11 protein-coding genes are annotated in these 13,204 nt (G+C 69.9%); 4 read left to right on the top strand and 7 right to left on the bottom strand.

The window, feature by feature from the left end; all coding sequences use genetic code 11:
* Positions 1-7: 7 nt before the first annotated feature.
* Positions 8-481: a DUF1456 family protein gene (locus FHY09_RS14840; RefSeq protein ID WP_166927682.1), complete on the bottom strand. Its 474-nt coding sequence runs from the start codon at positions 479-481 to the stop codon at positions 8-10.
* A gap of 110 nt (positions 482-591) precedes the next feature.
* Here FHY09_RS14840 and FHY09_RS14835 point away from each other — a divergent pair, with 110 nt between their 5' ends.
* Positions 592-1,344, top strand: a complete 753-nt coding sequence (locus FHY09_RS14835; RefSeq protein ID WP_166927681.1) for an SDR family NAD(P)-dependent oxidoreductase — start codon at positions 592-594, stop codon at positions 1,342-1,344.
* Between the two features lie 74 nt (positions 1,345-1,418).
* On the opposite strand, the gene FHY09_RS14830 is transcribed toward FHY09_RS14835, so the two are convergent.
* The 4 genes from FHY09_RS14830 to FHY09_RS14815 form a co-directional block, all read right to left on the bottom strand.
* Positions 1,419-2,294 (bottom strand): SPOR domain-containing protein, encoded by an 876-nt coding sequence (locus tag FHY09_RS14830; RefSeq protein WP_166927680.1) that lies wholly within the window; start codon positions 2,292-2,294, stop codon positions 1,419-1,421.
* 20 nt (positions 2,295-2,314) lie between these two features.
* Positions 2,315-4,003: an arginine--tRNA ligase gene (argS, locus tag FHY09_RS14825; RefSeq protein WP_166927679.1), complete on the bottom strand. Its 1,689-nt coding sequence runs from the start codon at positions 4,001-4,003 to the stop codon at positions 2,315-2,317.
* 95 nt (positions 4,004-4,098) lie between these two features.
* Positions 4,099-4,812: a RadC family protein gene (radC, locus tag FHY09_RS14820; protein ID WP_166927678.1), complete on the bottom strand. Its 714-nt coding sequence runs from the start codon at positions 4,810-4,812 to the stop codon at positions 4,099-4,101.
* 58 nt (positions 4,813-4,870) lie between these two features.
* The gene (locus FHY09_RS14815) at positions 4,871-5,515 is read right to left on the bottom strand and encodes a response regulator transcription factor (RefSeq protein WP_166927677.1); all 645 of its coding nucleotides are present in this window, start codon (positions 5,513-5,515) and stop codon (positions 4,871-4,873) included.
* A 187-nt stretch (positions 5,516-5,702) separates the two neighbouring features.
* Between FHY09_RS14815 and coaBC the strand changes: the two genes are divergently transcribed.
* The 3 genes from coaBC to FHY09_RS14800 are packed head-to-tail and all read left to right on the top strand — an operon-like array spanning position 5,703 to position 9,780.
* Positions 5,703-6,959 (top strand): bifunctional phosphopantothenoylcysteine decarboxylase/phosphopantothenate--cysteine ligase CoaBC, encoded by a 1,257-nt coding sequence (gene coaBC, locus FHY09_RS14810; RefSeq protein WP_166927676.1) that lies wholly within the window; start codon positions 5,703-5,705, stop codon positions 6,957-6,959.
* Positions 6,956-7,429 (top strand): dUTP diphosphatase, encoded by a 474-nt coding sequence (gene dut, locus FHY09_RS14805; RefSeq protein WP_166927675.1) that lies wholly within the window; start codon positions 6,956-6,958, stop codon positions 7,427-7,429. Before coaBC ends, dut begins: the two co-directional genes overlap by 4 nt.
* Before the next feature lie 17 nt (positions 7,430-7,446).
* Complete coding sequence (locus FHY09_RS14800) at positions 7,447-9,780, top strand: phosphomannomutase/phosphoglucomutase (RefSeq protein ID WP_166927674.1); 2,334 nt, start codon at positions 7,447-7,449, stop codon at positions 9,778-9,780.
* A gap of 30 nt (positions 9,781-9,810) precedes the next feature.
* Here FHY09_RS14800 and FHY09_RS14795 read toward each other — a convergent pair whose 3' ends face one another.
* Complete coding sequence (locus FHY09_RS14795; RefSeq protein WP_166927673.1) at positions 9,811-10,536, bottom strand: response regulator transcription factor; 726 nt, start codon at positions 10,534-10,536, stop codon at positions 9,811-9,813.
* Complete coding sequence (locus tag FHY09_RS14790; RefSeq protein WP_166927672.1) at positions 10,526-13,177, bottom strand: sensor histidine kinase; 2,652 nt, start codon at positions 13,175-13,177, stop codon at positions 10,526-10,528. Before FHY09_RS14790 ends, FHY09_RS14795 begins: the two co-directional genes overlap by 11 nt.
* Positions 13,178-13,204 lie beyond the last annotated feature (27 nt).

The raw sequence follows: 13,204 nt of genomic DNA, 5'->3' as shown, positions 1-13,204 counted from the left end.
TGGGGGCCTAGGACTGGGCGCGGACCCGCAGCACCAGACCCTTCAGGAAGTAGCGCATCAGCTGGTCACCGGCGCGACGGAAATGCTTGTGGTCGCGCTGCCGGAACAGGGCCGACAGCTCGGGTTTGGACACGGGGAAACCCGCCGCCTCGAAAATCCCGTGCAGGTCGCCGTCACGCAGCTGGAACGCCACGCGCAGCTTCTTCAGGATCGCGTTGTTGTCCAGTCGCGTTTCCACCGGACGCTGCGGCTGGCTTTCATCGCGTCCACGCAGGTGCACGATCAACCCATCGAGCACATGCGCCAGCGCCGCGTCGCTGCACGCTTCGTGTCCGGGCTCGTTCTCCGCCCGCAGCCAGGCATGGACCTGCTCGCCGGTGACGGGGAAGGCAGGATCGGCCAGCTCGCACAGCACCACGATGTGGTTGTCGCTGAGGTCCAGGGCGAAGCGCAGGCTGCGCAGTATGTCGTTGTTGATCATGGGGTTCCACGCAGGGGGCAGGCACTGCCCGTGGCCGCTAGTGTAGCGCCGCCTGCGCGATGCGCGTTGCGGTGCCAGAATGACGCCCTTGATCCCACTGGAGTTGCATGATGACCCGTACCGCCCTGATCACCGGCGCCACCTCCGGCTTCGGCGCAGCTGCCGTCCATCGTTTCGCCAAGGCCGGGTGGAAGGTCATCGCGACGGGGCGCCGCGCCGAGCGTCTGCAGCCGCTGGTGGACGCCTACGGCGCGGACACGGTGCACGCGGCGGCCTTCGACATCCGCGATGCCGCGGCGATGCAGCGCGCGCTCGCCGGGCTGCCTGCGGCGTTCGCACCGATCGACCTGCTGGTGAACAACGCCGGCCTGGCCCAGGGCACGGCCCCGGCGCAGCGCGCGAGCCTGGACGACTGGCGCACCATGATCGACACCAACATCACCGCGCTGGTCACCCTGACCCATCACCTGCTGCCGCAGCTGGTCGAGCGGCGCGGAGCGATCATCAACGTGTCATCGGTGGCCGGCGTCTACCCCTATCCCGGCGGCAACACCTACGGCGGCACCAAGGCCTTCGTCAGCCAGTTCTCGCTGGGACTGCGTTCTGACCTGCACGGCACCGGCGTGCGCGTGACCACGGTCGAGCCCGGCATGGCGGAAACGGAGTTCACCGTGGTACGTACGCATGGCGACCAGGCCGCCTCGGACACGCTGTATGCCGGGGCGAACCCGATGACGGCCGATGACATCGCCGAGCAGATTCTGTGGATCGCCAACCTGCCGCCGCACCTGAACATCAATCGGCTGGAAGTGATGCCGGTCAGCCAGTCGTATGCCGGCTTCCAGGTGGCGCGCGGCGGATGACGCCGGGCGCCTTGCCCTGCCAGGGCTGACGCGACCACTGCACGGGCTGCCCGGTCAACGGGCCGCCCGCCACCTTACTGGGCCTTGATCGCCATGGCCTGCAGGCCGCTGCCATCGAGTTTCTGCTTGGCCTCGGCGAGATCGCTGGCGGTGCCATAGGGCCCCATCCGCACGCGGTAGACCGTCTTGCCGTTGATCTGCGCCGATTCCACCCGGGCCGCCAGGCCGATCATGGCCAGCTTGGCCTTGGTTGCTTCGGCATCGCCGGATGCACCGAAGGCACCGGCCTGCAGGATATAGCGCACGTTGCCCGACGCAGGTGCCGCCGATGCAGCGGCGGCGGGTGCGGGGGCGGTGGTCGCCGGAGCGGGCGTCGTGCCTGCCACCGGGGCGGCCGCAGGCGTGCTGCTGGTGGCGGCCGGGGCCGCTGCCGGAGTGGTGGGGCGCTCATTCAACGGCGGCGGCAGTGCACTGCTGGCTGCAGGGGCCGACGCGACCGGCGTGGCCGTGCCGGAAGCCGTCGCCGCGGGTGGCAGGGGACGGCCTTCCAGCGCCGCCTGCGCGCGCTGCGCTTCGGTGCGTGCGGTGCGCTGGGCTTCCGCACGCGCGCTGGCGGCGAGCTCGGCGTCGGACATCTCCACTTCCTTGCCGGGCAGCAGCGTGTAGAAATCGTACTGCGTACCTGCCGGCTTGGCGTCGGCAGGCGTCGGACGCGCAGGGGCCGGCGCCGGCTCGGTGCCGACATCGCTGTCGGCCACCGGGGCGGGCTGGGCGTCCGGATTGGGTCGCGGACCTGCGCGGAGGAAGCCGTCATCGCCTCCCTTGAGCAGGTTCGGTGCTGCCAGGAACACGACGGCCGCGATGGCGACACCCGCGATCAGCCACACCCACCCAGGCGTGCCCTGACTGCTGTTGCGCCGTGCCTGACTCTTGCCGCGTCGTGCTGCCATGTCTACCGCTTCTCCTGAACTTACATTTTTTCCGGGGCGCCGACGCCCAGGAGTTCCAGACCATTGGCCAGCACCTGACGTGCCGCGCAGGCCAGCGTCAACTTGGCGTTGCGCTCGGCGGCGGCGTCCACCAGCACCGGCGTCCCGTGATACCACGTGTGGAAGGCGTGTGCCAATTCACGCAGATACTGTGCGATCAAGTGCGGTTCCAGCGCGGTGCCGGCGGCTTCCACCACCTCCGGATAACGCGCGATCTCGGTCATCAGCAGCAGCGAGGCGGCATCGTCGAGCGAGGTCAGGCCGGGCAGGCCCTGTTCCTGCACGTACGCCAGGCCCTTCTCCTGCGCCTGCCGCAGCAGGCTGCAGACGCGCGCATGCGCGTACTGCACGTAGAAGACCGGGTTGTCGTTGCTCTGCTGGCGGGCCAGGTCGATGTCGAAGGTCAGCTGCGAATCCGGCTTGCGCGCGATCAGGAACCAGCGCGTGGCATCACGCCCGGCTTCTTCGATCAGATCGCGCAGGGTGAAGTAGCTGCCCGCACGCTTGGACAGTTTCACTTCTTCGCCGCCGCGCATCACCGTCACCATCTGGTGCAGCACATATTCCGGCCAGCCGCTGGGAATGCCCACTTCCAGGGCCTGCAGGCCGGCGCGCACGCGCGCCAGCGAACCGTGGTGGTCCGCGCCCAGTTCGGTGATGGCCCGTTCGTACCCGCGCTGCCACTTGGACAGGTGGTAGGCCACGTCGGGAACGAAGTAGGTGAAGGTGCCGTCGGACTTGCGCATCACGCGGTCCTTGTCGTCACCGAAATCGGTGGAGCGCAGCCACAGCGCCCCCCCGTCCTCATACGTGTGCCCGGAGGCCTGCAGCCGGGCCACGGCCTCGGCGACCTTGCCGTCGGAATACAGCGAGCTTTCGAGGAAATAGATGTCGAAATCAACGCCGAACGCCGCCAGGTCCAGGTTCTGCTCGTTGCGCAGGTAGGCCACGGCGAAGCGGCGGATCGCGGCCATGTCCTCCGGATCCTTCGCGCCCACCACCAGGGTGCCCTCGAGATCGACGCTGTCGCCGGCCATGTAGGCCTTGGCCACGTCGGCGATGTAGTCACCGCGGTAACCGCCTTCCGGCCAGCCTGCGTCGTCGGGCCGGATGCCCTTGACGCGGGCCTGCGTGGACAGCGCCAGGTTCTCGATCTGCACGCCGGCATCGTTGTAGTAGAACTCGCGCTTGGCCGCCCAGCCATTGGCATCGAGCACGCGGGCCACGCAGTCGCCGATCGCCGCGGCGCGGCCGTGACCGACATGCAGCGGTCCGGTCGGGTTGGCCGAGACGTATTCCACACCCACGGTGCGGCCATTGCCGGACAGGTTGCGCCCGTAGTCGGCCGCTTCCTTGATCACTAGGGCCACCTCGCGCTGGTACGCGGCCGGCGACAGGTGGAAATTGATGAAGCCCGGCCCGGCGATCTCCACACGGGTCACATCGGAACTGGTCGGCAACGCCTCGACCAGCGCCTGCGCCAGCGCGCGCGGATTGCTGCGCGCGGCCTTGGCCAACAGCATGGCCGCATTGGTGGCGAAATCACCGTGCTCGCGGGTCTTCGGGCGCTCGACCACGAACTCCGGCGTCAGGGTGTCGGCGGGCAGGGTGCCATTGGCGCGCAAGGCTTGGATGCCCTGGCTGATCAGGGCGCGGAGGAGATTTTTCACGAGGCCTGCTGTGAAGTGAGCGGCGGAATCCCCCATTTTAGCCGATCTGCCAGACGGGGCGGGGGTTCGCGGCGGGGCAAAGGACAATGGGGGGTTCAGGTGCGGGGGCTGGAGGCGGTCGCATCGAACGGCCCGAGCCAGCCCCGCGCGGCGAATGACACCGGCGGTCCCTCGCCGATGATGATGTGGTCAAGCAGGCGCACGTCCACCACGTCCAGTATCCGGCCCAGCGCCACGGTGAGCTGGCGGTCGGCGGCCGAGGGTTCGGCGTCGCCGGACGGGTGGTTGTGGCTGACGATCACCGCTGCGGCGTTCAATGCCAGGGCGCGGCGCACGACCTCGCGGGGGTGCACGGTGGCCGCGTTCACCGTCCCCTGGAACAGCTCTTCATACGCGAGCAGGCGGTGCTGGTTGTCCATGAACAGCGCGGCGAACACCTCGTTCGGGCGCGAGCGCAGATGCTGCTGGAGGTAGCGGCTTGCCGCCTGCAGCGAGGCGCCCACGGCATCACCTTCACGCAGGGTGGAGGCCAGGTGCCGCTGCGCCAGTTCGAGCCCGGCCGCCAGCGCACAGCTGCGCGCCGGCCCCATGCCGGGCAGGCGCGCCATCGCGGTGGCCGGCAGGTCCAGCAGGCGACGCAGCGGGCCATGCTCGGCCAGTAGCGCCCGTGCGCTCTGCACCGCGTCGCGGCCGTGGGTGCCTGAACCGAGGAACAGGGCCAGCAGCTCGGCATCGGACAGTGCGGCAGGGCCGTGGGCCAGAAGGCGCTCGCGGGGACGTTCGGTCTTGGGCCACTCGTGGATTGCCATGCAGCCAGCATCGTCGCGTCGCTGCAGCCGCACCATGGCCCGCTCGCCCGGAGCGTGGTCAGTGGCGCTCGCCGCTGGCGGTGGGGTAAGTGCTCAGGAACTGGTGCAGCTCATGGTTTCCGGCCAGTCCCAGCTTGCGCATCGCATCGGATTTCTGCCGGCTTACCGTCTTCGGACTGCGCCCACGCTGCCGGGCGATGGCATTGATGTTCAGCCCGCGACGCAGCCCGTCCAGCACCTCCTGTTCGCCCTGTGACAGCGACGCCGGTGCGTCGCGATGGGTCAGGTCGCGCGCCTGAAGATGGGTGCGCAGGTGCTGCGAGACATAGGTCTGGTTGCCGGCCGCGGCGCGCACCGCGGCCGCCACCTCCTCGAAATCGGCGGTCTTGTCCAGCGCGCCGCGCACGCCCTGCCGCAGCAGCGCGGCCAGCACGCTGGGGCTGGCTGTCGCGGTCAGCACCACCACGGGCAGCTGAGGGTGCGCACGCTGGATGCGTGCCAGCAGCTCCGGCCCATCGAGCCCTTCGTCGGGCATGGTGAGGTCGGTGAGGACCACGTCGCACGCGCGCTCCCGCAGCAGTGCAAGCAACGACACGCCGCCGGTGGCTTCGCCCACCACATCGATCTGTGCGGCGCGCAGCAGCACGCCGGCACCCTTGAGGATGATCGGATGGTCGTCGGCGATGATGGCGCGGAGGTACACGCGGGCCTGCCTGTGGTGTGCCACGGTGGGGGGAAAGAGGACGGCGCTGGGGACGCGCCATCGGGACGTTTTCATCCTGCCAGTCGCCTTCTACATGTACTTATGTCCTGCGGTCATATCCGAGGGCATCAGGCCGCCAGTGGTGCATCGGGTAAGCTAAAGCCCTTTGCAAGCACAGGATTTTCCGGTGGCTGACACACCCTTGGGGTCCCCCTCCCAGCCGCACGCCCTCCAGGGACGTCGGCTGCTGCTGTGCGTGGGCGGCGGTATCGCGGCCTACAAGGCGCTGGAACTGGTCCGGCGCCTGCGCGACGCCGGGGCGCAGGTGCAGGTCGCCATGACCGCCGGCGCCCAGCAGTTCGTCACCCCGCTGAGCTTCCAGGCGCTGTCGGGACAGCCTGTGCGCACCACCCTCTGGGACAGCGCGGCCGAGCAGGCCATGGGGCATATCGAACTGGCCCGCTGGGCCGACCGCATCGTGATCGCCCCGGCCACCGCGGACCTGCTCGCGCGGCTGGCGCACGGTCACGCCGACGACCTGGTCACCACGTTGTGCCTGGCCAGCACCGCACCGGTCACGGTGTGCCCGGCGATGAACCACCGCATGTGGCAGCACCCGGCCACCGAGGCCAACGTGGCGCTGCTGCGCGGTCGCGGCGTGCAGGTGATCGGACCCGAGGACGGTCCGCTGGCGGAAGGCGAATCCGGCCCCGGCCGGCTGGCCGAACCGCAGCACATCCTCGCGGCACTGGTCGCCAGCGAGGACGATCGCGGCGCGGGCGGGACGCCGCAGGCGCTGGCGGGCCTTCGCGTGGTGATCAGCGCCGGCCCGACCTACGAAGACATCGATCCGGTGCGCTATGTCGGCAACCGCAGCAGCGGCAAGATGGGGTATGCGCTGGCCGCTGCGGCCGTCCGCCAGGGTGCCGAGGTGGTGCTGGTCAGCGGCCCGGTGCAGCTCGCCACGCCTGCCGGCGTGCAGCGGATCAACGTGCGCTCGGCCGCGCAGATGCGCCAGGCCGTGTTCGACGCGCTGCCGGCCGACATCTACATCGGTGCCGCCGCCGTCTCCGATTACACGCCGCGCAAGGTAGCCCCACAGAAACTCAAGAAGACCGCCGACAGCCAGGCGCTGGTGCTGGAACTGGTCCGTACGCCGGACATCCTGGCCGAGGTGGCCGCGCAGACCCAGGCCCTGAAACTGGTGGTCGGATTCGCGGCCGAAACCCACGATGTGGAGAAGTACGCGCGCGGCAAGCTGGTGGACAAGCGCCTGGACCTGGTGATCGCCAACCAGGTGGGGCAGGCGTCCGGCGGTTTCGAAAGCGATGACAACGCCGCCACCGCCTACTGGCTGGAAGGCGAACAGCATTTCCCGGCCACCTCCAAGACCGAACTGGCCCGACAACTCCTCGCCCTGGTGGCGGAAAGGCTCACGGCATGACCGCTGCATCTCCGCTCCAGCCGCTGCAGGTGAAACTGCTCGATCCGCGCTTCGGTGATTCCTGGCCGCTGCCGGCCTATGCGACGGAAGCCAGTGCGGGCATGGATCTGCGCGCGGCGCTGGATGCCGCCCTGCAGCTGCAACCCGGCGACACCGCGCTGGTGCCCAGCGGCCTGTCCATCCACGTGGGCGACCCGGGCCTGTGCGCGGTGATCCTGCCACGCTCCGGGCTGGGCCACCGGCACGGCATCGTGCTCGGCAACGGCACCGGCCTGATCGATGCCGATTACCAGGGGCCGCTACTGATCAGCGTGTGGAACCGTGGCCGCGACCCCTTCACCATCGAGCCGGGTGACCGCATCGCGCAGCTGGTCGTGCTGCCGATCGTGCGCGTTGCCCTGCAGGTGGTGGATACTTTTACCGACAGCGTTCGGGGATCGGGTGGATTCGGCCATACCGGGGTACGCTGAACCAACGGGGGGAACCGATGATCAGCGGCAAGGGGAAGTTGGCGATTGGCGGACGGACCGGCCCACTGCTGGCGGTGCTGCTGATCCTGCTGGCCGGCTGGTTCGGCTGGAGCGCGCTGCAGCAGTCGCGCCAGGCGGCCGCCGGCAAGGCACTGGAAGAGGCGCGCGATGGCGCCGTGGCACAGCTGCAGAAGGCGGTGGCGTCCGAGCGGACCGCCTTGCAGAAGCAGGTGTCCGATGCCCGCGTGCAGGCCGCGCTGGCCGCCGGTGATGCCACCGCGGCGGCGGCCGCGTTGCGCGAGGCGTGGACGGGCGTGGACGAGGTGCAGGTGCTGCCGATGGCCCTGGAGGCGGCGTATGCCGATCCGGCGGCATTCGGTTACGCGCGCCTGGCACTGCTGGAAACCGCACTCGGCCAGGACGAGCCCGCCCTGCGCGTGGTGCGCGAGGCCGATGCCATACGGCTGGGCGTGGCCGTGCAGGTCATGCTGGGCGACAACGGCCCGGCCGTCGTCTATGCCCGCCGGCCGCTGCGCGTGCTCGAAAGTGCGCTCGATGCCGCGCCCGCGCCGGGTTCGGGTTACCTGGCCCTGCGCCAGGGCGGCTTCAACGTGGCCGAGCGCGGCGATCGTTCGCTGGCCGACGGGGGCGAAATCCTCGCCCGTCCGATCGCCGGTACCGGCCTGCGCCTGGCCGCTGCCGTGCCCTCCATCGAACGCGGTCCGCTCGGGCTGGGGGCCGTGCCTGCGGTGATCGTGGCCGGCCTGCTGGGCCTGATCGCCCTGCTGCTGCTGCTCGGACGCAGCCGCATTCCCCTGCCGAAGGGCCTGCCCCGGCGTACCGCCGTCGTGCCCGAGGAAGGCCCGACACTACGCGAAAGTCTTGAACAGGCCGCCCACGCCGAGGTGCCTGCCGCACCCGCGGCGGTCGACGATGCGGCCGTTGCGGCGCTCCAGGACACGGTCCCCGCAGGCATCTTCCGTGCCTACGACATCCGCGGCATCGTCGGCAGCGAGCTTACGCCGGCGGTGGCCACGCTGATCGGCCAGGCCATCGGCAGCGAAGTGCGCGAGCAGGGGCTGCGCGAGGTGGTGATCGGGCGCGACGGCCGGCTTTCCGGACCGGAGCTGAGCGCCGCACTCAGCGAAGGCCTGCGCCGGGCCGGGTGCGATGTCATCGATATCGGCCTGGCCCCGACGCCGGTGGTGTACTTCGCCAGCCACCACCTGCGCAGCGGCAACTGCGTGGCGGTGACCGGCAGCCACAACCCGCCCGACTACAACGGCGTCAAGACGGTGATCGCCGGCCAGGCGTTGAGCGGCGATGCCGTGACCGCGCTGTACCGCCGCATCATCGAGGGGCGCCTGACCCACGCCGATGCCCCGGGCGACTACCGCACCCAGGAGGTCGGCGAGGATTACGTGCGCCGCATTGCCGACGACGTGCAGCTGGAGCGTCCCCTGAAGGTCGTCGCCGATGCCGGCAACGGCGTGGCCGGCCCGCTGGCCGAAGCGCTGCTGCAGGCGATCGGCGCCGATGTCATTCCGCTGTACTGCGATGTGGATGGCACCTTCCCCAATCACCACCCCGATCCCAGCGAGCCGCACAACCTCGAAGACCTGGTGCAGACGGTCAAGCGGTTCGACGCCGACCTGGGCATCGCCTTCGATGGCGACGGTGACCGCCTCGGCGTGGTCACCCCGGACGGCACGATCATCCATGCCGACCGCCTGTTGATGCTGTTCGCCGCCGACGTACTGGGACGCAACCCGGGTGCGATGGTCATCTACGACGTGAAGTGCACGGGGAAACTGGCCGACTTCATCCTGCGCCATGGCGGCAGCCCGCTGATGTGGAAGACCGGCCACTCGCTGGTGAAGGCGAAGATGGCAGAGACCGATGCCGAACTGGCCGGTGAGATGAGCGGCCACTTCTTCTTCCGCGAGCGCTGGTTCGGTTTCGACGATGGCCTGTATGCAGCGGCACGCCTGCTGGAGATCCTGGCGCTGCGCGATGAATCGCCGCAGGACGTGCTGGAGGCGCTGCCCAACGCGGTGTCCACGCCGGAGATCAAGGTGCCGGTGGCCGATGGCATGCCGCACGCACTGGTATCGCTGGTGGTCAGCGCGGCCAAGAGCGAGGATCCGCCCTTCGTGGGCGGCCGCCTGTCGACCATCGATGGCCTGCGCGTGGACTTCCCGGATGGCTGGGGCCTGGTCCGGGCGTCCAATACCACGCCGGTGCTGGTGCTGCGCTTCGAGGCCGACGATGACGCGGCGCTGGAACGCATCAAGGCATTGTTCCGCGCGCAGCTGCAGCCGCTGCTGGGCGCACAACCGCTGGGCTTCTGAGGGGCCGGTGCCGGGACGCCCGGCGCCGCCTCACCCCTTGAACCGCAACCCCACGCCGGGCTCGGTGAACAGGTACCGCGAGGCCAGCGCGGAGTCGCCCAGCTTCTGCCGGAGCTTGCCCACCAGGATCCGCAGATAGTGCGTGTCATGCTGGTGGGTGGGCCCCCAGATCTCCCTGAGGATCTGCGGCTGGGTCACCACGCGCCCCGCGTTGGCCAGCAGCAGGGAAAGCAGCGCCCACTCCTTGCGCGTCATCGCCACCGGCACGCCGTCCAGCTGCACCTGGCGACGCACCAGGTCGATGTGCAGGTGCCCGTCGTCGAACAGCGGCGGGTGGCGGTCGGTGGGCAGCGCGCGCTGCCGCAGCAGGGCGCGCACACGTGCCATCAGCTCCTGCGTGCCGAAGGGTTTGGTCACATAGTCGTTGGCCCCGGCATCCAGTGCACGCACCTTCTCCGCTTCACCGGCACGCACGGTGAGCATGATCACCGGCACCTGGCTCCACTGCCGCAGCTCGGCCAGCACGTCGTGGCCTTCGCGGTCGGGCAGGCCGATGTCCAGGATCACCAGTTCGGCGCCTTCGGTGGCCAGGCATTCAAGCCCTTCCTGCCCGGTGGCCGCCTGCAGCACCTGGTAGCCCTGCGCGCGCAGGCTGATGTCCAGGAAGCGCCGGATCTGCACCTCATCGTCCACCACCAGCACGCGCGGCGGCGGCACGCTGGATGCGGTGGAACGGTCGGCAGGCTCAGTGCTCATGGTGTCCGGCAGGTGCCATCAAGGGCAGGGTGATGCGTATCAGCGTACCGCGTCCGTGTGCGCCTGGCAGCGCCTCCACGCTGCCCCCGTGCGCGCCGATCATGCCCTGGCTGATGGTCAGGCCCAGCCCCGTACCGTGGCGCCCACGGTCACCGCGCTGCACCGAATAGAACATGTCGAATATCCGCGCACGCTCATCGGCGGGGATGCCTGGCCCCTCGTCACTGACATCGATCCGCAGCCCACCGGCGCCCAGCTGCGCGCTGACCCGCACCGGTACGCCAGGTGGCGAGAACTTCGCTGCGTTCTCCATCACGTTGAACACCGCCTGCTCCACCAGTGCCGGATGCACCCACACCGGTGGCAGTGCCTCGGGAAGCTGCAGTTCCAGCCGGACGCCGGGCTGGTAGCGCTGCAGCCGCCGCGCGGCCGAGCCCAGCAGCTCATCCACACCGATCCAGTCGCGGTTGAGGGTCAGGCCCTCGTGGCCGAGCCGGGTCATGTCGAGCAGGTTCTGGATGTAGCGGTCGAGGCGCTCGCCTTCCACGCGGATCGTATCCAGCAACGCGCGATGATCATCGGCGCCCATCGCTTCGCCGTAGCTGGCCAGCGTGTCGGCCGAACCGATCATCGCCGCCAGCGGTGAGCGCAGATCGTGGGAGACCGAAGACAGCAGGGCCGAGCGCAGGCGCTCGGTCTCGTTGCTGACGTGTGCCTGCTCCAGTTCGGCGACCAGACGGGTGCGCAGCGCCGCCTGGGCGATGTCATCCACCATCGCCTCGGCCAGCTGGCGCTGTTCCGGTACCAGCCGGGCCAGCGCCGCATCGAAGCGCAGCGCGGCCACGCCGATCCCATGGCCATCGCCATCAAGCAGTGCGATGCACCACCAGCGGGCCCCGGCGAGCGTATCGGTGAAGCGTCCGCTGGCCTGGCCGTGGCGCTGTGACCAATCGGCGGCGGCAAGGTCCGTATCCCCTGGCAGCGCCTGGCTGCTGACCGAAATCTCGGTGCCGATCCGCAGCCACGCCGGCGCCTCCAGCGCCTGCTCCAGGGCCTGTCGCCCGGCGGCCACCACGGCCTCGTTGCCGGCGGCGACGGCGAGCTCGCGCCCCAGCCGCTGCCGCGCGTGCGCATGCCGGTTGGCCGCGCGCAGGGCCACGACCTGCATGCGCAGCCGCGAGGCCAGGCGCCCGGCCACCAGGGCCGCTGCCAGGAACAGGAACACCGTGGTCACCCCCTGCCGCGCGCTGATGGCGAAGGTGAAGCGCGGTGAGATGAACAGGAAGTTGTAGGCCAGGAAACACAGGATCGCCGTCGCGGCGGCAGCACTGGCGCGGGTGCGCGCGGCCACCACCACCACCGCCACGATGAACACCATCGACAGGTCCGCCATGCCGACCCAGCGTTCGGCCAGCCACGCGGCCAGGCAGGCCAGCGCGGTGGCTGCCAGGGACAGCAGCAGGTCCTGCCCGTGTCCACTACCGGGCACGGGAATGCGCTCGCGGCGCGAGCGCGCACGTGCCTGCGGCGTGCTGATGATGGTGATTTCGTAGTGGGCGCCCTGCTGGATCAGGCGCTGGGTCAGCGTGCGGTTGAACATGCGCGCCACCGGTCGCTCGCGCGTCCTGCCGAGCACCAGGGTCGAGACCCCGTTGTGCGCGGCATGATCGAGCAGTGCGTCGGCCACGCTGGTGCCCTGCAGCAGCTCCGCCTCGCCGCCGAGCCGCCGGGCGAGGGCGAAGGCCGCATCGATCTCGCGCGCGGTGGCGGCGTCGCCGCGCTGGCGCTGCACGGTCACCACCGTCCATGGCGCATCGCGGCGCTCGGCGAGCCGCCGTCCCATGCGGACCAGATACTCGCTCTGCCCCGCGCCGTCGATCGCCACCAGCACCCGCCTGCGCAGGGGCAGGTTGGCTTCGCCGCGGGCGTTGCGCGCTTCGCGCAGGCTGCTGTCGACCCGGTCGGCGGCTTCCTGCATCGCCAGCTCGCGCAGCGCGGTCAGGTTGGCGGTGGAGAAGAACGATTGCAGCGCCTGGGCGGCCTGTTCGGGCACGTAGACCTTGCCCTGCTGCAACCGTGCGATCAGCTCGCGCGGCGGCAGGTCCACCAGCACGATGTCGTGCAGGCGGTCGAATACCGCGTCCGGTACCGTCTCGGTGACCCGGATGCCAGTGATCCGCAGCACGACATCGTTGAGGCTCTCCAGGTGCTGGATGTTGACCGTGGTCCACACGTCGATGCCTGCATCCAGCAGTTCCATCACATCCTGCCAGCGCCGTTCGTGGCGGCTGCCGGGAGCGTTGCGGTGCGCCAGTTCATCGACCAGCACCAATGCGGGCCGGCGCGCGAGGACCGCATCGAGATCCAGCTCGCGCAGCGTGCGCTCGCGGTAGTGCACGGTCAGCAGCGGTATCACCGGCAGACCGTCAAGCAGCGCCTGCGTCTCGGCACGGCCGTGGGTTTCCACCACGGCGGCGGCCACGTCCACGCCGCGCCGCTGCTGTTCCTGCGCACGGGCCAGCATCGCGCAGGTCTTGCCGACGCCGGGCGCGGCGCCGAGGAACACGGTCAGCTTGCCGCCGGCATCGCGTTGCAGGCCTTCAATAAGGGCATCGGCCTGTCGGCGGCGGGAATCGATCATGCCGGCGATTGTGCGCCACGCCGTGCC

The organism is Xanthomonas sp. 60, assembly GCF_011761925.1.
This window is presented reverse-complemented; position numbering and strand designations above follow the sequence as displayed.

Excerpts from the sequence above, each read along its gene's own strand:
- dut (WP_166927675.1), top strand. The coding sequence starts at position 6,956 with ATGACCGCTGCATCTCCGCTCCAGCCGCTGCAGGTGAAACTGCTCGAT.
- FHY09_RS14840 (WP_166927682.1), bottom strand. The coding sequence starts at position 481 with ATGATCAACAACGACATACTGCGCAGCCTGCGCTTCGCCCTGGACCTC.
- FHY09_RS14835 (WP_166927681.1), top strand. The coding sequence starts at position 592 with ATGACCCGTACCGCCCTGATCACCGGCGCCACCTCCGGCTTCGGCGCA.
- FHY09_RS14790 (WP_166927672.1), bottom strand. The coding sequence starts at position 13,177 with ATGATCGATTCCCGCCGCCGACAGGCCGATGCCCTTATTGAAGGCCTG.
- FHY09_RS14830 (WP_166927680.1), bottom strand. The coding sequence starts at position 2,294 with ATGGCAGCACGACGCGGCAAGAGTCAGGCACGGCGCAACAGCAGTCAG.
- FHY09_RS14795 (WP_166927673.1), bottom strand. The coding sequence starts at position 10,536 with ATGAGCACTGAGCCTGCCGACCGTTCCACCGCATCCAGCGTGCCGCCG.
- radC (WP_166927678.1), bottom strand. The coding sequence starts at position 4,812 with ATGGCAATCCACGAGTGGCCCAAGACCGAACGTCCCCGCGAGCGCCTT.
- FHY09_RS14800 (WP_166927674.1), top strand. The coding sequence starts at position 7,447 with ATGATCAGCGGCAAGGGGAAGTTGGCGATTGGCGGACGGACCGGCCCA.